Consider the following 21630-nt stretch of genomic DNA (forward strand, 5'->3'; position numbering starts at 1 on the left):
ATACTGTCTCCGAAAATTAATACAAAATTTTGCTATCTGATAAGACTTTTTCCTGTCATTTCTTTAGGTTTTTCAAGTCCCATAACCTGGAGTATAGTAGGGGAAATATCTGCTAATATACCATCTTTTCTTAACTCAGTGGAATTTTTTGATATGTACAAAAATGGTACTGAATTTGTAGTATGGGCTGTCATAGGAGTTCCTGTAGAATAATCTACCATCTGTTCAGAATTTCCATGGTCTGCAGTTATAAATACTGTACCATCCTTTTCTAATATCTTGCTCACAATTTTGCCTAAGCACTCATCCACCACTTCTATTGCTTTTTTAGCAGCCTGAAATATTCCTGTATGTCCTACCATATCCGGATTTGCAAAATTTAATACTATCATATCATATTTATTCCAATCTAATCTATCTAAAACCTTAGAAGTTACTTCTCTTGCACTCATTTCAGGCTTTAAATCATAAGTTGCTACTTTGGGAGATGGAATAAGCTCCCTGTCTTCATTTTTATTTGGTGTCTCAACTCCACCATTAAAGAAAAAAGTTACATGGGCATATTTTTCTGTTTCTGCTATCCTCAATTGACTTTTTCCCATTTTACTCACATATTCTCCTAAAGTGTTTTTATACACTTCATTCTTAAAGGCAACATATACATTTTCAAGGGTTGCATCATATTCAGTCATGGTTACAAACTTCAAATTAAGCTTTTCCCTTTTAAAACCTTTAAATATATTATCATTTAAAGCTCTGGTAAGCTGTCTTGCCCTATCTGGTCTGAAGTTAAAAAATATTACAGAATCCCCACTTTTTATGGTAGCCACAGGTTTATTATTTTCTTCGATTACTGTTGGAACTATAAATTCATCCGTTTTTCCATTGTCATAAGAATTTGTCACTGCCTCACAAGCACTGCCTGCCTTATTTCCCCTGCCATAAACTAGGACATTATATGCAAGTTCCACCCTATCCCATCTCTTATCCCTATCCATAGCATAATATCTTCCAGACACTGTTGCTATTTTTCCTACTCCTATTTTTTCTATGTATTTTTCCATATCATCTATATACATATAGGCAGAACTTGGAGGAACATCCCTTCCATCTGTAAAGGCATGAATATAAACCCTGCCTGCTCCTTTTTGTTTAGCCAACTGCAAGAGTCCCTTTAAGTGATCCGTATGAGAATGTACTCCTCCTGGAGATACAAGTCCTAAAAGATGTAAGTCTGAATTGGTTTTCACAGCGTTATCTACAGCACTATTTAAAACTTTATTTTTAAAAAATTCCCCTTCATTTATAGACTTTGTAATTCTGGTAAGGGCTTGATATACTATTCTCCCTGCCCCTATATTTAAGTGTCCAACCTCTGAATTACCCATTTGCCCTTCCGGCAATCCTACACTTAAGCCACTGGCTCCAAGTTCAGTATGGGGGTATTTCCTGAAATATTTGTCTAAATTAGGTTTATATGCTGCTTTCACAGCATTTCCATTATCTATTTTTGAAATTCCAAAACCATCTAGTATCATAAGCATTACTGGCCTTTTTTCCATGTTTTCCTCCAAAAAAATTTAATAATTTACTATAGCTGCAAAATCTTCTGGCTTTAAACTGGCTCCTCCAACTAACGCTCCATCTATATGGGGCTGTTCCATCTGAGCTTTAATTGTAGAAGGTTTTACAGAGCCTCCATATTGAATTCTCACTGCCTCTGCCGCAGTTTCTCCATAAATTTTTGAAACTGCTCCTCGTATATAAGCTATTGTATCATTTGCCTGTTTATCCGTGGCAGTTCTACCTGTTCCTATAGCCCATATGGGTTCATAGGCTATAACAAGTTTTTCTACCTGTTCATCTTTTAAATCTTTAAGTGCCAATTTTATCTGTCTGCCAAGCACTTCCTCTGTTATACCATTTTCTCTTTCTAAAAGACTTTCCCCACAGCAAACTATAGGGATTATATTATGTTCCAAAGCTTTTTTTATCTTTTTATTTATGATTTCATCTTGTTCGTTAAAGTACTGTCTTCTTTCACTATGTCCAATTATAACATAATCTACCTTAAGAGACTTTAACATTCCTGGAGAAATTTCTCCTGTGTAGGCACCATTTTCTTCATAATGCATGTTCTGTGCTCCAACTTTTATGTTGGTTCCACTTACCGCTTTAACCACTGCATCAAGGCAAATATAAGGTGGACACAAAACCACATCGCACTTTGCACCCTTTACAAGAGGCTTCAGTTCTTCAACCAGTTTTAAAGCTTCCTCCATGTTTTTATTCATTTTCCAATTTCCTGCTATTATTGCTTTTCTCATAAATAATTCCCCCTATTTAAAGTTATTTATCATTTAAAGCAGATATCCCTGGCAATTCTTCTCCTCCTAAAAACTCAAGAGAGGCTCCCCCTCCTGTAGATATATGAGTCATTTTATCTCCAAAACCCAGCTGATTTACGGCTGCCGCACTATCGCCTCCCCCTATGATGGTAGTGGCACCTGATTCTGCCATGGCTTTGGCCACTGCAAAAGTTCCTTTTGCAAAATTTTTAAACTCAAATACCCCCATGGGGCCATTCCAGATTATTGTTTTGGAATTTTTTATGGCATCCTCATATACTTTAGCAGTCTTAGGACCAATATCCATGCCCATAAAACCCTCTTTTATATCTTTATTATCCTCTAATATAGGCTTTGCATTTTCATCAAATTTATCTGTAACTACTCTATCTATAGGCAGCAGTAATTTTATACCCTTTTCTTTTGCCTTTTCTATCATCTCTTTTGCATACTCTATTTTATCTTCTTCCACTACAGAGGTTCCTATGGTATATCCTTGTGCTTTTGCAAAGGTATAGCTCATTCCTCCTCCAATTATTAAAGTGTCTACTTTTTCCAATAAATTATTTATTACATTTATCTTATCGGAAACCTTTACTCCCCCAAGTATGGCTGTAAAAGGTCTGGATGGATTTTCTATGACATTTCCCAAGAATTCAAGTTCTTTTTGTATTAAATACCCACATACGGCTGTAGAAAGAAATTTAGTAACTCCTACAGTAGAACAATGTGCTCTATGAGCGGTACCAAAAGCATCATTTACAAAAATTTCTCCAAGGGATGCCAGTTCTTTTGAAAAGTTATCCTGATTTTTAGTTTCTTCTACCCTATATCTTGTATTTTGAAGCAGTATTACATCTCCATCTTTCATATTTTTAACAGCAGTTTTGGCATTTTCTCCTACTACATTATCATCTGCTGCAAATACCACTTCTTTCTTTAAAAGTTCTGAAAGCCTTTTTGCAACGGGAGAAAGTGACATTTCCGGTTTTGCTTCTCCCTTTGGCTTTCCAAGATGTGAACACAGTATAATTTTAGCATTGTTCTCTATTAAATATTTTATAGTAGGAAGAGAACCTATGAGTCTATTCTCATCTGTAATCCGTCCCTCCTTCAGGGGCACATTAAAATCACATCTTACAAGCACCCTTTTTCCTTTCACGTCTATATCTTCAATTGTCTTTTTATTAAAAACCATCTATCTTTTCATCTCCTTTATAAACACTCTATTTAATATTATACAACTGATTTAGAAAATATTATAGTAAAAAATCCCTGTCTTATAGCAAAACTACAAAATCAGGAACCTTATACTGTCTATAGCCTATCAGCGACATATTTAGTTAAATCTGCAAGTCTATTTGAGTATCCGAATTCATTATCGTACCAGGCAATAACCTTTATCATATTTCCTCCTATTGCCATAGTTGAAAGGGCATCTATTATACAGGATCTGTCATCTCCCCTGTAATCTATGGATACCAAAGGTTCTTCACTATAGCCAAGTATTCCTTTCATATCTCCTTCCGCAGCCTTCTTAAATGCTTCATTTACCTTCTCTGCAGTAATGTCTTTTGAAAGCTCTGCAACTAAATCCGTACAAGATACTGTGGGAGTAGGAACCCTCAGTGAAAATCCATTCAACTTTCCTTTTAACTCTGGAAGTACCAATGCAACGGCCTTCGCAGCCCCGGTAGTAGTGGGTACCATGGACTCTATTGCAGCTCTAGCTCTTCTCATATCCTTATGTGGAGCATCAAGCAATCTCTGATCTCCCGTATAGGAATGAACTGTAGTAATCAGTCCTTTTACTATACCAAATTCCTTGTGAAGTACTTTAGCAAAAGGTGCAAGACAGTTTGTGGTACAAGATGCGTTTGAAATTATATTGTGCCTTGAAGCATCGTAACTTTCTTCATTAACTCCCATGACTATAGTAATGTCTTCATTTTTAGCTGGAGCTGATATTAATACTTTTTTTACCTGTCCTGCCATATGGGCACTAGCTTTTGTGGCATCTGTAAACAATCCTGTACATTCTATAACTATTTCTACCCCTAAAGAACTCCAATCTATATTTTTAGGATCCCTTTCTGCAAATATTTTTACCTTTTTTCCATTTACAATTATTGAGTCTTCCCCTGCATCCAAGCTTCCCTGAAATTTTCCATACAATGAATCATACTTTAACAAATGAGCCAAGGTATTTGCATCAGTCAAATCATTAATACCCACAACCTGCAAATTGTCGCCATAGTTTTTTACCAATGCCTTAAATACATTTCTCCCTATTCTACCGAAACCATTAATACCAACTTTAGTCATTTCTAATTTCCTCCTTGTATTAAAAATCACTGAATCCTATTATTGCCCCTACTAATTTATATTTTATCGCAGTTTCTCTAAAAATATTCATAAATATAAGGCATATAAAAATACCGGGTATTTTTATATGCCTTATATTTAGATACTTAACTATATATAATTCCTATTAATAATTTTCTACAAAAAATAATCCACAAGCTGGGGAACCTGAATGTACTCCCACTGTACACCCTACTTCACATTCTATAAATTCTATCTTCTTTTCCTTTAAATGATTTCTCAATATATCCAATATATCTGATTCTCCCACATGAAGCAATATAGATACTTCCCCCTCTTTTATACCCTTTTTGTCTATATAATCCACCATATTTCTGAGAGTTCTTTTACTTCCTCTTACCTTGTCAACTACTGCCATTTCCCCCTCTTTCACTGTCACTATTATTTTTATTCCCAGGATATTTCCTATAATGCCAGCTGTTTTAGAAAGCCTTCCTCCCTTTACAAGATTGTCTAAACTATTAAAAGCAAGAGTACTCTTTATATGAGGTGACATTTCACTTATCTTACTTTCTATATCTTTTATTCCAAAACCTTGTTCCTTCAATTTTGCAGCTTTAATAACCTGAAGCCCTAATCCAGAGGTTACATTCACTCCATCTATTACAATTATATCCTCTGTTTTAAGCATTTCTTTTGCAATACGCGCTGATTGATATGTACCGCTCATTTTGGATGAAAGGTGAATAGATACTATTTTATATCCCTCTTTTATATAGGAGCCGTAGCATTCCAGGAAGGTTTGGGGATTTACCTGGGTAGTAGATGGAAACACATCACTTTTATCCATTTTATGTAAAAGAGTATGAATATCCATATCAATTCCATCCCTATAAGAATTTTCCTTAAAATTAATAAGAAGAGGCAGTACCTCTATATTGTATTTTTTCAATATACTGTCTGGTAAATCTGCAGTACTATCTGTTATTATTTTTATTTTCTCCATTTGAAGATAGCTCCTTCCTAAGGTATGTAAATATACATATCAAACCGGAATTTGTCATTTCATATTTGGAAAATCAAGTTGTCTTAAGGCCTCATAGGCGACTATTGCTACAGCATTAGATAAATTCAAAGAACGTGTAGTTGCTTTTATCATAGGTATCCTTATATTTTTCTCTGGATGGCTATTTCTTATTTTATCAGGCAATCCACAGCTTTCTTTTCCAAAAACTATAAAATCTTCATCTTTAAATTTTGCACAATGATAAAAATTCCCTCCATGGGTAGTAGAAAAATAAAAGGTTCCATTTTTATATTTTTCTCTAATTTCTTCGTAGCAGTCATATAAGGTTAAATCCAAATACTTCCAATAATCAAGACCTGCCCTTTTTAAGTGTTTTTCATCCAGACTAAAGCCTAATGGCTTTATAAGATGAAGTCTTGAACCTGTAAGAACACAAGTTCTTGCAATATTTCCAGTATTCTGAGGTATTTCGGGTTCAAACAGAACTATATTTAAACTCAATGTAATTTCCTCCCAAACGTATTATACTTTAGTCTTTTTAAATCCATCCTTGAGTATTATTTTTTATTATAACACATAATTACTCATCTCTAAAAATCATATAATATAATTTATAGCACCATTTCCAAAATTCATTACTATATTTTCTGTAAAAAACTCTTTCATATCTTTTAATTCTTCCTGTTTATATATGTATTTACCGTAGCCAAATTGACCATATTTGAATTTTCTATTTTCTTCTTCCATAGGAAGATTGGTTTTAGAATATACTTTTAATATATTTTCTTTGGCCCTTTTAGTAAATCTATGAGATATTATTTCAAAGGAAATCTCCTCTCCTTGAAAAATATTATTTATCTTTTCCAAGAGCTCCTTATACTCTTCTTTCCAATTAGAATATAAAAAAACAGGAGCAATTATAAACCCAAGCTTGTACCCAGCCCTTATCACCTTAAAAGCCGCCCTTAACCTTTCTTCCACCTTTGGAGTCCTATGTTCAAACTGAGTTATTACCCTATCTGTATTAATGCTGAACCTTATAGTGGTTTTACCATTATGATTTAAATTAAGCAAACTATTTATATCTGTAAATTTTGTAACAAATCTAAAGTAAGAATTATTCCTGGAACCAAAAAATTCTATGGCTTTTTTTAAAGCTCCAGTGTAAAACTCTACAGGAACAGGATCTGAAGTTGCGGCTCCCTCAAATACAGTGTTATCTGGATATCTTTCCATTTCGTATTCTTCAGCCTTATTAAATATTTCATCCAAATTAACATATACCTTTATATAAGGTTTTTTCCCCATCTGAGTATTTAAATAACAATATTCACACATTCCCATACACCCACTGCACAGAGGCAGCTGATAATTCGCAGAAGGCTTGCAGGACTGAAAATTGGAAATTTTTCTTACACCCACCACTAAAGTATTTTTACCTTGAAGATACATATCTTCTGGGCTTTTTCCAGGTATTCCAACTATTCTTCCACTCTTGGAATAAAGTATCTCCACATTATTTTTATGACTAAAATATTCCAAGATATTATTTCCTAAAGCATATTCTAAAGACTTCTCTTCAAATATTACTCTCTTTGGCACAAACACAAATAATCACCCTTTACTGATATATCATTTTAATATATCATTCTACAAAAAGTAAGAATAAATACCCTAAAAAGTCCTTTTACTCTTTATTTTCATCCAAATAATTAATTATTCCATTTGAGATATTTTTGGCAAGTGTCTTCAATACTTTTTCATCAGACAATCTCTTTCTATCTTCTTCATTAGTTATGAATCCACATTCTACCAATACCCCTGGAATTCTACTGTACCTTAGTACCGCCAGATTTTGTTTTCTTACACCTCTATTTTCCCACCCGTCATCTTTTATACATTCCCTCTCTATAGAGTTAGCCAGTTTTATCCTCTCTTTTTCCTGATATCGATTTACATCATAGTATAATGTAGTTATACCTTTAAAATCCTTGTCATTTAATGAATTTACATGTATTGAAACAAAAACATCTGCACAGGAAGAATTCACTTTATCCCCTATTTCATTAAGTGCCAACAGCTTGTCCTCTTCCCGGGTAAGAAATACCACGCTTCCTTTACTATTCAAATATGCCCTAGCATACTTTGCTATCTTTAAATTTATATTCTTTTCCTCCATGCTTCCATAACTGGTACCTTTATCTATACCCCCATGCCCTGGATCAAGAATTATATAGTATTTTTTTGATTGAGTATTCCTATAACAAGTTTTTCCTGATGTATTAGCCCCGGGAGCAGCAGTTATATTAATTGAATTTTTCCCATTCCCATTGAACAGACCAACACTCTTAGCAAAAATTAGCATTACTAGAGTAAAAAAAACACAAGAAAACATGACTTTTTTCTTGCTATTAAATAGCATACTATCACTACTCTCTTTTTCAATTTAGTATTTTATAGTAAGTATACCATTTATTTACTTAATTTTCCATATGAATTTAAATTTTATTTAGTTAAATGTCAGACGAAGAAAGATATTTTTCATCCATTATACTTTTAGTAAATTATATTTTATATAATTTTAATATATCATTAACATTTATATACTAATATAATTATCAAAAGGAGCTGATAAAATGAATTTTTTAAATATATGTATAGATATTGACGGAACAATTACAGACCCTTACTTCTGGCTTAACGCAGCTAATAAATACTTTAAAAAAAATATATCCATTGAAGAAGTGACCCAGTATAGAGTTGATAAAGTTATGGGAGTGACAAGAGATGAATATATAGACTTTTACAATAAAAATAAATTTGAACTTCACAGTGGAAAAGAACCTCTAAGAAAAGATGTAAAAAGAATTATTAAAAAACTTATAAGCACAAATAATATCTACTTTGTAACTGCCAGAGAAAAAGACCTGGAAATTCTCACTTATCACTATTTAAATAAACACAACATACCCTATGATGATGTTTTTGTACTTGGTACTTCTTATAAGGTGGATACTGCCATAGACTTAAAATGTGATGTATTTATAGAAGACTGTTATGAAAATGCCCTGCAGTTATCCGACAGCGGATTTAAAACACTATTAATAGATACCAATTATAACCGCTTTCCATTGAATAAAAATATTACAAGAGTATTTAGTTGGAATGACATATACAATATCTTAGAAAAAATGCTATTACAGAGAAAAGTCATATAATAGCATTTTCACAAACTAAGTTTTAGTGTATTTCATCTTTTGAAGCTATAAACACACCAATTATTATTAGTATTCCACCTATAAAAAAGCTGGTGTTCAATTGCTCCCCCAGACAAAGCCATCCTAAAATAGAACCTGTGACAGGCTGAAAAAACAAAAATAAAGATCCTATTCCTGCATCCATTAATTCAATACCTTTGTTCCAAAGGAAAAATGCTGCTGCTGTGGATATAACTCCAAGATACAATATTCCAAGCAAAAACTGCCTGTTATATAATATAAGAGAAATGTTTTCATGCTGTAAAAACATAAAAGGAGTAGTAAATATCAGTGCAAACAACATTGCATAGGTGGTTATAGTTAAAGAATCAAAACGCTTTGATGCCACTTTAACATAGACAGATAAAAGTGCCCAAGTCACAGCTGCCCCTACTAATACTATATTACCTAATAAATGCTTTAGAAACATCCTATCAAGTCCTATAACTATAATAACACCTAAAGTGGCAAGTACTAGAGATATTATTTTTTTTGCAGTAAAAGCTTCTCTCAATATGAACCTGGCGAATAAAACCACAAAAACCGGTGTAGATGCTGTAATCAAAGCTCCAGTATGCGCATCAGACAGTTGAGTGCCTAAAAACTGCATAAATATGGATATAAAGTATCCTATAAAACCTATCCACGCTATCAAAAGCCAGTCCCTTTTTTTTACAACCACTTTATTCCCTTTTTTATATTGAAAAACCCTAAGTATTATAAATAACACAACAAAAGCAATAACATACCTAATCCAAAGTAATGTAATTGGAGATACAAATTCTAAAATATATTTGCTAAGTACATACATTGATCCCCATATAGAAGCTGCAAGAAACAAATACAAAGATCCTAATAATTTTTCCTTCATTTTAAATATCCTCCGTCTTTTCATTTAATAGCATTAATACCTAAAATGAGGTGCCCCGCCATAATAACTGTCCATCCTCATCTCAGATTAAGAATGAAAGGATGGTTGATCATTTTCAAACAAGTTTAAATAATACATGCCTTAAAAGCCCCCTTAAAATTAATAAGTTCTTCTAAGATTAAGATGGAGAAAAGCATTTCTATGATAAAACTCCATCGTAACCTCTGAATCACTTGATATAATAATATTTCCTTAGATAAGTAAAAGTCAAGCTTTCCATCAAAAAAAAGAACTTATATTTCTATAAGCTCTTTTCTATAATAAATATAAGTTTTTAGGCGTGTAATAAAGTATAGGCATTTCTCTATAATTTAAATTCTTCTTATATTAATGCCTTCTTTTGATTCTTTCTTTACATTAAGGTAAATAATAGTTATTCCATCCTGTGCTCTATAATCTATACTTTCAATTCTATCTCTCATTTTTAAACCTATAGGTAAATTACAACTAACAGAATAATCATGAGAATCTACAACACTCTTACCACTTACTTGTACATAGTCATTTTTCAAAACAACACTAACATCTTCAGGTCTTATTCCTACAGTTCTACAAACAGCTTTATAACCATTTGGAGCTTCTTCCCAACGACTAGGATAGATATCTTTACTTCCGCAATCGTCCGTTAAATTGTTCGATTTATTAAACCATTTGTTTAAAATTTCATCTACTGTATTAAAATCCTTGTATTTTGTTATAGAATTGCTCATAAAAATTTCCTCCTTAAATTAAAATTTATTTTTGATAAGTTATCTTTTATATTTTTTAATATTCTTAACTTTAATAGCTCGTAAGTTTGTTAAATTATTATCATTCTTTGATTTAATTATACTACTATAATAGGAATATGTCCATCTAATTTTGTAATTTATTTATAAAATTTCGTTAAAAAATGCACATATTTTAATACAAAAATTTTTGTACTGAAATATGTGCATTTAATAAATGGTATACAATCCATGATTACTCTATTTCTCTAAGTCTCTCCACAACACTTGAATTTGTAGATATCCTATATTGAATTTCATGAGTAATAATACATATTAAAAATACTATTACAATGCTGCAGAACAGCTGAAAATAGGGATATGAGAATACTGCATAATCTGCCTGCTGCTGAAATAATTTAAACAAGGCAAAAGTAATGAGACTTCCAAAAGATCCAACTAAAACCATAGTAATACCTGCATATGCCAACCCTTCAAATCTTAACATTTTTCTCATCTGTCTTTTAGTCATACCCATGCTTTCCATTATGGCAAATTCATTCTTTCGTACCCTAATACCAGTTGACATAACATTGACAAAGTTCATCACTCCAATAAGTGCTAATATTAAAGCAACTCCCCCACCTAAAATATACATGGCCATCTTAACATCATGCATCATTTGCTGCTGCTCTATTTTAGAAATACGGGTAATTTCATTATCTTTATCTGTAAGAGATTTTATTTTCTCCAGGATCTGCTTTTGAAAATTTTTCTCTACATTAATATTTACCTTGTATATATAAGGATCACCTACTAATTTTTTAATAGCTTCATTTGACATATAAATATTAGGAGCCATTCCCCCTCCTGCATACTGAACTCCCCATGGAATGAATCCACCTAAAGATATTTTAAAAGTTGCTTTTGTAGATTCAACAGTAACCTCCATTTTATCCACCTTCGAATAATTTTCTGGATTATCCGTTCCAATCAGTGCCAATTGTCCCTTTTTAAAAGCTTCAATGTTTATAGGTTTTTTTCTATTTTTATTGAATTCTTCAATATAACTGCTGTCAATACCTATTATGTATCCAAAGAATCCCTGGCGTATATTTTCTTCTGTGATATCCCCTTTGATATTAAATCTTTCTCTGAACCATTTTACATGTTTTCCAAACTGCTCTTTACTGTATTTCATATGCATTTCCTCAATAGAGGTGGTATGAAGTGAAGTTATTCCCTCTATAGATTTAATTTTTTTCAGGAAATCTTCATTAAATTTTTGTTTTTTCCCAGCAGTAGTACCAATATCTAAAGTATTATTTTCAAGAGTAAAATCATTATCCATATAAGATGCAATAAAATTATCCACATTCATACTGGAAATTAGACAGGTAACTGCCATAAAAGTAGTAATTCCTAAAAATAAGGATGTAAACACTATAATAGCACGTTTCCTATTACGAAAGATATTACGCCATGCCATTTTATATAATTTCCCTCCATTTACAGACCGTTTTATCTTTCCTTTTAAATTTATGCCAGTATAATTTATAGATTCAATGGGAGTTATTCTTCCCGCTATTTTCGCCGGCTTATAGGCTCCAATCAGTGTAGTAATCAATGCAAAAAATGCTCCCCCCATGAAAATCAAAGGATTAAAAGATATTTCAATTCCAGTATCAAGAGTAACTATGCTAAGGGCCACAGGCACTGCCCAAAAAGAGAGAACCGCTCCAAATAAAAGTCCCAGAGGAATCCCTACTGCAGATAATCTAAGTGCCTGACCTTTTACTATGCTGCTTAATTGTTTAGGAGTAGTACCTATGGTTTTTAAAAGGCCATAGAATTTAGTATCCTTTGAAATTGAAATATAGAGTACATTATAAATAAGTAAATAACCAGTAAACATAATAAAACATATAATAATTCCAAAAGCAAGTAAAGTATAGGGCAAATCCTCATTATCTCTTTCATCATACATAGGAGAAGTTTTAATTTTTTGTTCTCCAGTAATAGATAAATCTTTAGTAAGCTTATCATTATATTTATTAATATTTCTGCTGTCTTTATAAATTACAGATGCAACCCTATTTTTTTCAACATCTACATTTTTCTCTGCAAATTTATAAGACACAAGCATTGCATCTATATTTCCAGAGCGAATATTTACATAATCCTTAAAATAACCTGATAACACAAAAGCTTCACTTTTGAATTCATTATTATCTTCATCCATAAAAAAATCCAAAGATATTTTCATTCCTACTACAGGATTTTTAATACCCATATTTTCAAGCATCCATAGAGGTACCATAATTTCATTGTATTTTTCAGGATAATTTCCTACTATGTTTGTATTCGCAGGTGACCTGAACTGTTCCCACTCACTTTTATCATACCAGTATAACCTAGCAGACATATTTTTCATTTTGGAGGTGTTTTTTACCTCTGCCACATAACTCATAAGTCCTACATCTTTTACATAATCCAAAGATTTTAGTTTTTTAATTTGATTCTGGGTAACCCTTGTAACTAAAACATGGGCTTTAGAACCCATAAGTCGTATCTGCTGCATTTTATATGACTTTAAAAAACTCATACCTATACTAAATACAAAAGTAATCAAAAGGGCAGTAAGGGCAATTGCAGCAATTATATAGGTATTCCGGGACCTATTTGTCTGTACCATTCTTTTTGTAAGCTTTTTTACTACTGCATTATTATTATTTTGAAACAAAATATCCCCTCCCTACTCCACAATTTTGCCATCTTCAATATGAATAATTTTGTCCGAAAGCTGTGCTATTTCTTCGTTATGAGTTATCATTACTATGGTTTGATGAAACTCGTTACTTGTAGCCTTTAAAAGTCCAATTACATCCTGACTTGTTCTGCTGTCTAAATTTCCTGTAGGTTCATCTGCCAGTATGATAGCAGGTTTTGCAGCCAATGCCCTAGCAATAGCCACTCTCTGCTGCTGCCCTCCAGACAGGTTGTTTGGAAGTACATTCAACTTTTCCTCAAGTTTTAACATTTTCACAATACTGTCTATAAAGTCTTTATCCACCTTGCTGCCATCAAGTTCAATGGGGAGAACAATATTTTCGTAAACATTCAATATAGGCACCAGATTATAATTTTGAAAGATAAATCCAATGTTTCTCCGTCTGAAAACAGTAAGGGATTCATCATTCATAAGGGATAATTCCTTTCCATCCACTATTACACTGCCTGAAGTGGGTTTATCCAATCCCCCAAGCATATGCAGCAGGGTAGATTTTCCGCTGCCTGATGTACCTACAATAGAAACAAACTCACCATCTTCCACAGTTATGCTCACTCCATCTAAAGCTTTTACCACATTATCTCCACTTCCATAATACTTTTTCAACTTATCTGCCTTTAATATATCCATATTTCCTCCTTCCAGATTACTGTTAAGTTTAATATTTTCATCACATTATACTTAACATACTACAGTGAAAATATATCATAAATCTCTCAATTTCAAAATTGGATATCACAGTATTGAGATATTTGTGCCAAGATACTTCTAAATCACCTCACAAAAAAAGCAGCTTTCAAAACTGCCCTTCATTTGGAAGAAATATTGAAAAAGTTGAACCTTCTCCTACCCTGGAATTTACTTTTATATATCCCCTCTGACGGCAAATAATCTGACGGGAAAGATAAAGTCCTATGCCAACCCCATATATGTTATGAACTTCTTTTTCACGGTAAAATCTTTTGAATATATTATTTATATTCTGCTTTGCAATACCTCTGCCTGTATCTCTAATATCAATTTTTGTATACATTTCCCAGGAAATCACTTCAACAGAAATGCTCCCTCCTTTTTGTGTATACTTCACTGCATTATCTAAAATATTAAAGAGAGCTTCAGCTGTCCATTTTCTGTCATGGAATACTTTAATATGGGTATCACATTTTACAGCCAATTTTATATTTTTCTTTTCTGCTGGCAGAACTATACTGTTTAAAGCCAGAGCCAGAGTATCATATAAAGGTATACATTTAATATAAAGTGTGATAGCCCCTGTTTCTAGTCTGGACATTTTCACCAGAGACTGCATTAAAAAATCCAGTTTATTGATTTGAGACTCCATAATAAGTAAGAATTCCCTTTCCTTCTCCAGGTCAAATCTGGACTGAAGCAGAGTTGAATTATACATTTTAAGATTTGCCACCGGAGTCTTTACCTGATGTGAAATATCTGATACCATTTCCTGTATGGCCTGTTTTTCTTTTTTATTCCTGCTGCTGTTTTCCATCATAATTTTATAGAGACGTCTTAATTTTATATAAATTTTATCAATCAAATCTTCAGATTCTACAGGAAATATAATTTTCTCCTTGCCATTTATCATATCTTCAATGTACTGGCCTATTGAATCTGAAAAATCAACCACTTTTTTTCTCACAAGCAAAATAAATATAAAAACCACCAGTACAAAATACAGAATAAACAAAATTGCAGCAATTCTTATGATCCAGTGCTTGAAATAAAAAAACACAATTGTAATAAAACATACCGCCATTATAAAAAATGAAATACCAATTCCCTTATAGACATTTCCCATGGACACTTTCTTTTTAATCATTTTTCCTCTACCCACATATAGCCCATTCCATAAACGGTTTTTATATATTTTTTATCTTTCCATTCAATTTTTCCACGAAGGCGGTTGATATTAACGGTGAGGGCATGTTCATCCACAAAATTTCCATGAAAATCCCATAACTTTTCAAGTAATACCTGCCTTGTAAGTATCTGATTGGGGTTCTCTGTAAAAATCTTTAACATCTTATATTCTGTGGGAGTCAATGTAATTTGTTTTCCTTCCAGAGAAGCTGTAAACTTATTAAAGTCTATAATAAAACTACCTTGTATGTAAATACTTTCTGTGGGCTGTTTGCTGCACCGTCTTAAAATAGCTTCTACTTTTTTTCTGAATATATTTATGTTAAAAGGCTTTGTTATATAATCCTCAGCTCCCAGTTCAAATCCTTTCATAACATCTTCTTCCATATCCCTAGCAGTTAAAAATACTACAGGAGTATCTCCACCCGATTTTATTTTCCTGTAAAAATCAAAGCCACTGCCTTCTGGCAAACTTACATCCAACACAATTAAATCAAAACTGCCCTCCTTTATATTTTCTTCTGCAGAGGATATATTATATGCGGGAACAGCTTCATGATTATCCAATTGAAGATTATAACAAAGGCCGGAATTTAAAATTATGTCATCTTCCACTACAAGGATTCGCTTCAATAAAATCACCCCTTTTGAATAAATCTTTTAAACACATGGTAACCTTAATTAATTTTACTGTCAAACCATAAAAATAGAGGATTTTTGCTTTTTTTGTTGAATATTTATATATTATTGCAAAAATTTACATAAAAATGTGAAAGGGAAGTGATTATGTTGAAAAAAATTAGATTCTATTTGTTATATCTACTTAGTTTTCTTTTTATTATTTTTCTTGTTGCATATATGCAAAATGTTATTTTCAATTATAAGAAACAGAATTTAAACTACAACATTTCATATTTTATTATTTCTATTATTTTAGGTATAGTTATAGGTTTATTATTAGGAATGGAAAAATTTATTATCGAATTCAGAAAAACTGGAAGTTGGAAAATTAATTATCCTAAAATCATTATATTAGGTTTGCCAATGTTATTTTTTTCTTTTATATTAATATTTTATTTTAAAAATTTACTACCATATTTTTTTAATATTCTTGTAATTAATCTATATGGAAATAGCCTATTCCTTTATTTAATATTTAGTATAACATTAGGCTACACCATACTTAGCAGTTTTTATAAAGTTGAGATTTAAATGTTTAAACTCTTTATGATCTATATCATACACTACAAGTTTAAATATAAAAATTGATATTTTTCTTTCTCTTTTTCTTTATACCATGAAACACAAATTTAACGCCTTTTCACAATTATACCCCATACCCTTGACCCAAATACATTCACTTGATAAAATAATCTCATAACTTAAAAAAATATATTATATGCTCTTTACAAGTATAATCTATTAGAAAAAAGAGGACTTATAACATTATGAAAATATTTTTATATTATGTTTTACTGGTAAACATATATGGCTTTGTATTAATGTATATTGATAAAAACAAATCCAAAAAGGGCCGCTGGAGAATACCTGAAAACAAACTTTTTATTACAGCTATTTTATTCGGGAGTTTGGGTATATTTTTTGGTATGCATGCTTTTAGGCATAAAACCAAACATCTAAAATTTGTTATAGGTATTCCTATTATTATACTATTACAACTATTTTTATATTTTAAATATCTAACTAATCTGCTGCCATAAAACAAATGAATTTTTCCCACTTGATTTTTTACGTAATTATAAACCCTTCTTAATCCAATTCTAATGTTTAAATCTCCAATATATGATAGGATAATGATAAGAATTAATTCACTTTTACAGAGGGGTATACTTTCTATGGGCATGATCATTTTAAAGGCAATATATGTATTTGATAATTATATTTTGTTTCTTATAAAAAAATATGTACAGAATAAATATTTGGATGCTATAATGCGTGTAATAACTACTACTGGAAATTTAGGTTCAATTTGGGTGGCAATAGCCTTTTTATTGATAATACGCAAGCCCTACAGAGAAATTGGTATTTTGGTATTGATAACTCTAATTGCAGGTACCATTTTAGGAGAGGGAATTATAAAGAATATAGTAAAACGAAATAGACCATTTCATAGGAGATCCTATTTAAACTTGCTCATAACAAAACCTAAATCCTATTCTTTTCCATCGGGACATACTTTATCATCCTTTGCTGCAGCACATACTCTGTCTGTATATTTTCTGCAGTATAAATTCATATTTATTGCCATAGCGATTTTGATAGCCTTATCAAGAGTATACCTATATGTCCATTATCCTACAGATATTATATCTGGAACCATACTTGGTATACTATGTTCAAAATTAGTGCTTGTTATTTTTAATGAAGACTACATTTCATATATTATAAATAGTTTTCAGGGTCTATTTTAAAAATACCAGGGAGTACATATAAAAATCATGACTTTACTCTCTGGTATTCCTATTATTTTTCAAATCATTTACTGAAATTATATAAATTCACTTTTTGATTTTTTATCAGAAAAGGCACTTCCTATAATCATTATCACTGCAAAAACAATAAGATAATACACTACAGACATTCCATGAGCCAGATAAGCCGCTACCACCATAAATATACAGCCTACAACTGAAAGCACAGGCATTACGAATCTTTTAAATGAACCTAAATCTTTTTCCTTCATCATAAACATGATAAAGATTGGAATGTATGCCGCATAAAGAGTTATTATAGGTAGTTCCGATGTATCAAAACAGAATACTCCAAACCAAGGTGAAGTAAGATTTGCTCCATAAAAATAAAGTAGCCAAAATCCACAGAGAAGTAATCCAAAAACAGAAGAGTTAGTTGGCATATCGGTAATTGAATCTACCTGTTTAAAAATATCAGGCCTTGGCCCTGAATCTCTAATAGCCAGTGAATACAATCCCCTGCTGCACCCAAGCATAAGACCATTTAGCGTGCCAAGACAGGATATAATAACAAATACAAATACTAGATCTCCTCCTACCGAACCAAAAATATTCTGGAAAGCCAGTTTTGCACCTGCCTCACCGCTTTTCATCAGTGTTTTTGTACTAACCACACCTGCAAGTCCTATATAATAGAAAATATATACTGCCACTACTATAAAAGCTCCCAGTATAAGTGCCTTTGGCAAATTTTTTTTAGAATCTTTAATCTCCGAGTTTATTGAAGTTGCAATAATCCATCCTTCATAAGCAAAAGCAACTGCCACCACAGAAGCAAATAAGCCTCCACCTAAACTTACACTAGAATCCACTGCATGAGAAAAATTATTTACAGTCATGCCATTTGACAATCCAATTACAGTGCCTATAACCGCCATAAGCAGGAGGGGTATAAGTTTAATAACCGTAGTAGCCACCTGAAATTTTCCTGCAATAACAGGAGAAAGCGAATTTATTGCAAAACTAGCAACAAGATAAAAACATGCAATAGTCATGCAAGCTCCACCCGTAATATCCCATCCAATAAGCACACAGGTATATCTTGCAGATACCCAGGCCAATACAGATGTAATAGTGGGTTGATAAATAACTGCCATAAACCACCCTACATAATATCCATATTTTTTACCTACGGACACTTCAGCATAATCCACTACGCCGTTAACCCTTTCATACTTTGTAGCCATTGTTGCAAAAGAATAAGAACATATAATCATAATTAGACCTACAATAGCCCAAGCTGCAATTCCAAGGGGCATATTTCCACCTGTTGCTTTAAGCACAGCTTCTGCCTTGAAAAAAACTCCACTGCCTATAACAATACCCACTACCATGGCCACCGCTGTAAATAGCCCATACTTCTTTTTTAATCCATTTCCCATTTTTTTAATCCCCTTTATAACTTTCTTTCCATTGTTGTCAATAACTCATTACCTACAAATAGAAAGCTTGTACTTCTATGTAAGAAATATCAATTGAAACTAAAAGCCAGCCTGAACCTTCTTACTTATATTTCTTAAAAGTGTTTTCCCTTTAATGAGTTTTTAGACAAAAAATAGAATACCTTTACATCATTTCGACAAAAGTTAGTATATCATTTGTTTTTGGGCTTTACAAGAAAAAAGTATGCGTTATACGCAGCATTGCCAATACCCCATCTTTTTTAAAGTGGAGGTTCCTAGATAAGTTTCCCCTTAAAGGATAACGTATTCTAAGTGCTTAAAGACACTAAGAATACTGTTAATAAGGATAAAATTATATAAAAAACCGCCTTAAAATCCTATAAAATACAGTTGCAACCAATATAAATGGAAGTCGGTTAACAAGTATGTTAAATACTCAAGAATATATTATTACAGAATTGAAGAAAAGCCTAGAATCTATGATTTTTTTGACAGCACAGCTGAACCCGAGTCTATAATTCCTATTATACGGAACGAAGTCCTTGCACTTTTGACATGCTGTCATTTTTAGAAGTTAACATAAGAATGGGTATAGCTACTTTGCACCCTTATTTTCTTCATGGTTTGAAATCCGTCCATTCCCGGCATCATCACATCTAAAAGAATACGTTGGTAATCATTTTTTTCAAGAAGTTCCCATCCCTCTGTACCAGAATAACAATAATCAGCATTTATTTTTTCTTTTAATACACTTTGCGTGATTAGGGCACACAATTCTTTATCATCATCAATCACTAAAATAGTGTACTTCAAGTTCATCCTCCTCATATTTATTCCTTAAAGCATACCCTGAAAAAGAGAAGCACCCCGCTTTCTCATTAAAAAGCAGGGTGCATATATAAAAAACTAGGGTTTTGAATTTTTCATTCAAAACCCTAGTCAGGCCGTATAAACACTGGCTTTTAAGCCCTGCATCTATTTTTACCTAATCTTCTGGTGCGGATAACAGGACTTGAACCTGCACGGTGTTATCCACTAGAACCTGAATCTAGCGCGTCTGCCAATTCCGCCATATCCGCAAAATCACCTATTTATTATATCATACTTTTCTAATTAAGTTAATATATAAACTTCTATTTTTATTAAAATTATAAAACCAACTTTAAAATTCAATAAATATTTTTACTAATTAACCACAGCAGAGTTTGAATATAAATTAAATACTACATTTCCCCCTGATGTATATCCCTCTATATATATAGGATATTTAAAATCATTCCTAAATTTATAATCTATATTTCCATAATCTACAGTAGCATCCATACCTTCTTTCACATAATGTACTGGAAGAGTGTGATGAGTTCTCTCAACAGAGGGCAAGCCTGCTTTATTCACTGCATTATAAAGAGTGGTAGATACCTGACATATCCCCCCTCCTAATCCATCCTCCAGTTTATCTCCAATAATAACAGGAGCTGCCTGATACCCTTTTGCTGCAGTTCTCTCTCCTACAACTCCATTAAAACTAAAAGTATCTCCAGGCATTACTATATACCCATTTATGCTCCCTGTGGCAAGTCTTATGTTATTTGCTCTCTGATATGAAGATATACTCCCATAGTTTGTACTAAAACTAGATATTAACGTATCAACCGAATTCAATTCTTCACCTTTTATTGCAGCTTCTACAGACTGTAGTTCTGCCTTTACAATTAAATCCTTACCCACACTGCCATCTATTTTAGACACCAACTCTTTTTTCAACCCATCTTTATTCAATTTAACTCCACTTTGTTCAGGTATTACTGTAAATCCCACTCCTTCCATCTTCAAAGATGCGTTTATAGGATCTAGGTTAACCTGTTCTTCAATGTTATCTATAAATGTTTCTACAGGTTTTTCATCGTAAGTAAATTTTAATGTATAATCTACTGCTTTAGGATAATTCAAAACTTTATATTTTTTAAATATATTACTATTTCTTCCATAAGAATAAGCCTGTTCTACTACCTGGCTTACATTATACCTGGGACTTATATTTGAATAAGACAGTTCATACTCTTTATCTCCTGCAGTTACAATAACTTTCTTGTTTTTTATTTCATCTGAATAGGCGGCTTTTACCATATTTTCAGCTTCTGTCTTGGTTTTTCCAGAAAGATCTATATTGTTTATAGACACCTTAGGATAAATTAAATTATCCCAGTATTTTATATCATTATAGTGATACACTATAAATCCACAACTTATACTTACAAAGACAGCTAGAGCACACACAATTGCTACCGATAATCTTTTTTTTAGTAATTGTTTTGACTTATTAGTTTCATCTTTTCTACTCATTTTGACCACCTCTTTATTTTTACATAATTATTATACTATACAGTTATAATTTTGGGTATGTAAAAAGTATTATTTAAATTGTATTATTCCCTGAAAACAGATGTAATTTTATGATATTATAAAATCAT

The 21630-nt window shown here is 32.1% G+C and carries 19 protein-coding genes, 1 tRNA gene and 1 pseudogene; 3 read left to right on the forward strand and 18 right to left on the reverse strand.

The features are described 5' to 3' along the window. Window positions 1-32 precede the first annotated feature (32 nt). The 8 genes from gpmI to V7Q02_RS01970 all read right to left on the reverse strand — a co-directional run bounded on the left by gpmI (window position 33) and on the right by V7Q02_RS01970 (window position 8095). Window positions 33-1562: a 2,3-bisphosphoglycerate-independent phosphoglycerate mutase gene (gpmI, locus tag V7Q02_RS01935; RefSeq protein WP_333859274.1), complete on the reverse strand. Its 1530-nt coding sequence runs from the start codon at window positions 1560-1562 to the stop codon at window positions 33-35. An 18-nt stretch (window positions 1563-1580) separates the two neighbouring features. After that, window positions 1581-2327 carry a triose-phosphate isomerase gene (tpiA, locus tag V7Q02_RS01940; protein ID WP_333859275.1) on the reverse strand — a complete coding sequence of 249 codons (747 nt, stop codon included), beginning with the start codon at window positions 2325-2327 and terminating at the stop codon, window positions 1581-1583. 22 nt (window positions 2328-2349) lie between these two features. Then, window positions 2350-3546, reverse strand: coding sequence for a phosphoglycerate kinase (locus V7Q02_RS01945; protein WP_333859276.1), 1197 nt, complete (start codon window positions 3544-3546; stop codon window positions 2350-2352). A 119-nt stretch (window positions 3547-3665) separates the two neighbouring features. After that, the gene (gene gap / locus V7Q02_RS01950) at window positions 3666-4673 is read right to left on the reverse strand and encodes a type I glyceraldehyde-3-phosphate dehydrogenase (protein WP_333859277.1); all 1008 of its coding nucleotides are present in this window, start codon (window positions 4671-4673) and stop codon (window positions 3666-3668) included. Between the two features lie 166 nt (window positions 4674-4839). After that, on the reverse strand, window positions 4840-5679 hold the full coding sequence (locus V7Q02_RS01955; protein WP_333859278.1) for a DegV family protein: 840 nt from the start codon (window positions 5677-5679) through the stop codon (window positions 4840-4842). Between the two features lie 54 nt (window positions 5680-5733). Continuing rightward, window positions 5734-6201 carry a tRNA (cytidine(34)-2'-O)-methyltransferase gene (locus V7Q02_RS01960; RefSeq protein WP_333859279.1) on the reverse strand — a complete coding sequence of 156 codons (468 nt, stop codon included), beginning with the start codon at window positions 6199-6201 and terminating at the stop codon, window positions 5734-5736. A gap of 96 nt (window positions 6202-6297) precedes the next feature. Further along, window positions 6298-7308 (reverse strand): spore photoproduct lyase, encoded by a 1011-nt coding sequence (gene splB / locus V7Q02_RS01965; RefSeq protein ID WP_333859280.1) that lies wholly within the window; start codon window positions 7306-7308, stop codon window positions 6298-6300. 79 nt (window positions 7309-7387) lie between these two features. Next, a complete protein-coding gene (locus tag V7Q02_RS01970; RefSeq protein WP_333859281.1) occupies window positions 7388-8095 on the reverse strand; it encodes an N-acetylmuramoyl-L-alanine amidase family protein in 708 nt (235 codons plus the stop codon). 241 nt (window positions 8096-8336) lie between these two features. On the opposite strand from V7Q02_RS01970, the gene V7Q02_RS01975 reads away from it, so the two are divergent. Then, the gene (locus V7Q02_RS01975) at window positions 8337-8918 is read left to right on the forward strand and encodes a 5' nucleotidase, NT5C type (RefSeq protein ID WP_333859282.1); all 582 of its coding nucleotides are present in this window, start codon (window positions 8337-8339) and stop codon (window positions 8916-8918) included. A 22-nt stretch (window positions 8919-8940) separates the two neighbouring features. On the opposite strand, the gene V7Q02_RS01980 is transcribed toward V7Q02_RS01975, so the two are convergent. From V7Q02_RS01980 to V7Q02_RS02005, 6 genes are all read right to left on the reverse strand, one after another. Next, window positions 8941-9828, reverse strand: a complete 888-nt coding sequence (locus V7Q02_RS01980) for a DMT family transporter (RefSeq protein ID WP_333859283.1) — start codon at window positions 9826-9828, stop codon at window positions 8941-8943. Window positions 9829-10199: 371 nt separating this feature from the next. Then, complete coding sequence (locus tag V7Q02_RS01985; protein ID WP_333859284.1) at window positions 10200-10598, reverse strand: hypothetical protein; 399 nt, start codon at window positions 10596-10598, stop codon at window positions 10200-10202. Between the two features lie 253 nt (window positions 10599-10851). Continuing rightward, window positions 10852-13338, reverse strand: a complete 2487-nt coding sequence (locus V7Q02_RS01990) for an ABC transporter permease (protein WP_333859285.1) — start codon at window positions 13336-13338, stop codon at window positions 10852-10854. A gap of 12 nt (window positions 13339-13350) precedes the next feature. Further along, window positions 13351-14016 carry an ABC transporter ATP-binding protein gene (locus V7Q02_RS01995; protein WP_333859286.1) on the reverse strand — a complete coding sequence of 222 codons (666 nt, stop codon included), beginning with the start codon at window positions 14014-14016 and terminating at the stop codon, window positions 13351-13353. Window positions 14017-14182: 166 nt separating this feature from the next. Further along, window positions 14183-15223, reverse strand: a complete 1041-nt coding sequence (locus V7Q02_RS02000; RefSeq protein ID WP_333859287.1) for a sensor histidine kinase — start codon at window positions 15221-15223, stop codon at window positions 14183-14185. Further along, a complete protein-coding gene (locus V7Q02_RS02005) occupies window positions 15220-15897 on the reverse strand; it encodes a response regulator transcription factor (protein WP_333859288.1) in 678 nt (225 codons plus the stop codon). The genes V7Q02_RS02000 and V7Q02_RS02005 overlap by 4 nt, the downstream gene beginning before the upstream one ends. A gap of 815 nt (window positions 15898-16712) precedes the next feature. Here V7Q02_RS02005 and V7Q02_RS02010 point away from each other — a divergent pair. Further along, complete coding sequence (locus tag V7Q02_RS02010) at window positions 16713-16985, forward strand: DUF1294 domain-containing protein (protein ID WP_333859289.1); 273 nt, start codon at window positions 16713-16715, stop codon at window positions 16983-16985. A gap of 135 nt (window positions 16986-17120) precedes the next feature. Further along, window positions 17121-17696: a phosphatase PAP2 family protein gene (locus V7Q02_RS02015; protein WP_333859290.1), complete on the forward strand. Its 576-nt coding sequence runs from the start codon at window positions 17121-17123 to the stop codon at window positions 17694-17696. Window positions 17697-17773: 77 nt separating this feature from the next. Here the strand turns inward: V7Q02_RS02015 and V7Q02_RS02020 are convergent, their stop codons facing one another. From V7Q02_RS02020 to V7Q02_RS02035, 4 genes and pseudogenes are all read right to left on the reverse strand, one after another. Further along, window positions 17774-19138: an APC family permease gene (locus V7Q02_RS02020; protein ID WP_333859291.1), complete on the reverse strand. Its 1365-nt coding sequence runs from the start codon at window positions 19136-19138 to the stop codon at window positions 17774-17776. 551 nt (window positions 19139-19689) lie between these two features. After that, window positions 19690-19978, reverse strand: a pseudogene (locus V7Q02_RS02025) (response regulator); the annotation flags it as partial. A 175-nt stretch (window positions 19979-20153) separates the two neighbouring features. Next, window positions 20154-20238, reverse strand: a tRNA-Leu gene (locus V7Q02_RS02030). A 106-nt stretch (window positions 20239-20344) separates the two neighbouring features. After that, window positions 20345-21502 carry a VanW family protein gene (locus tag V7Q02_RS02035; protein WP_333859292.1) on the reverse strand — a complete coding sequence of 386 codons (1158 nt, stop codon included), beginning with the start codon at window positions 21500-21502 and terminating at the stop codon, window positions 20345-20347. Window positions 21503-21630: the final 128 nt, after the last annotated feature.

This window comes from Clostridium sp. (assembly GCF_036781005.1).
In the GTDB taxonomy this organism is placed as follows: domain Bacteria; phylum Bacillota; class Clostridia; order Clostridiales; family Clostridiaceae; genus Clostridium_B.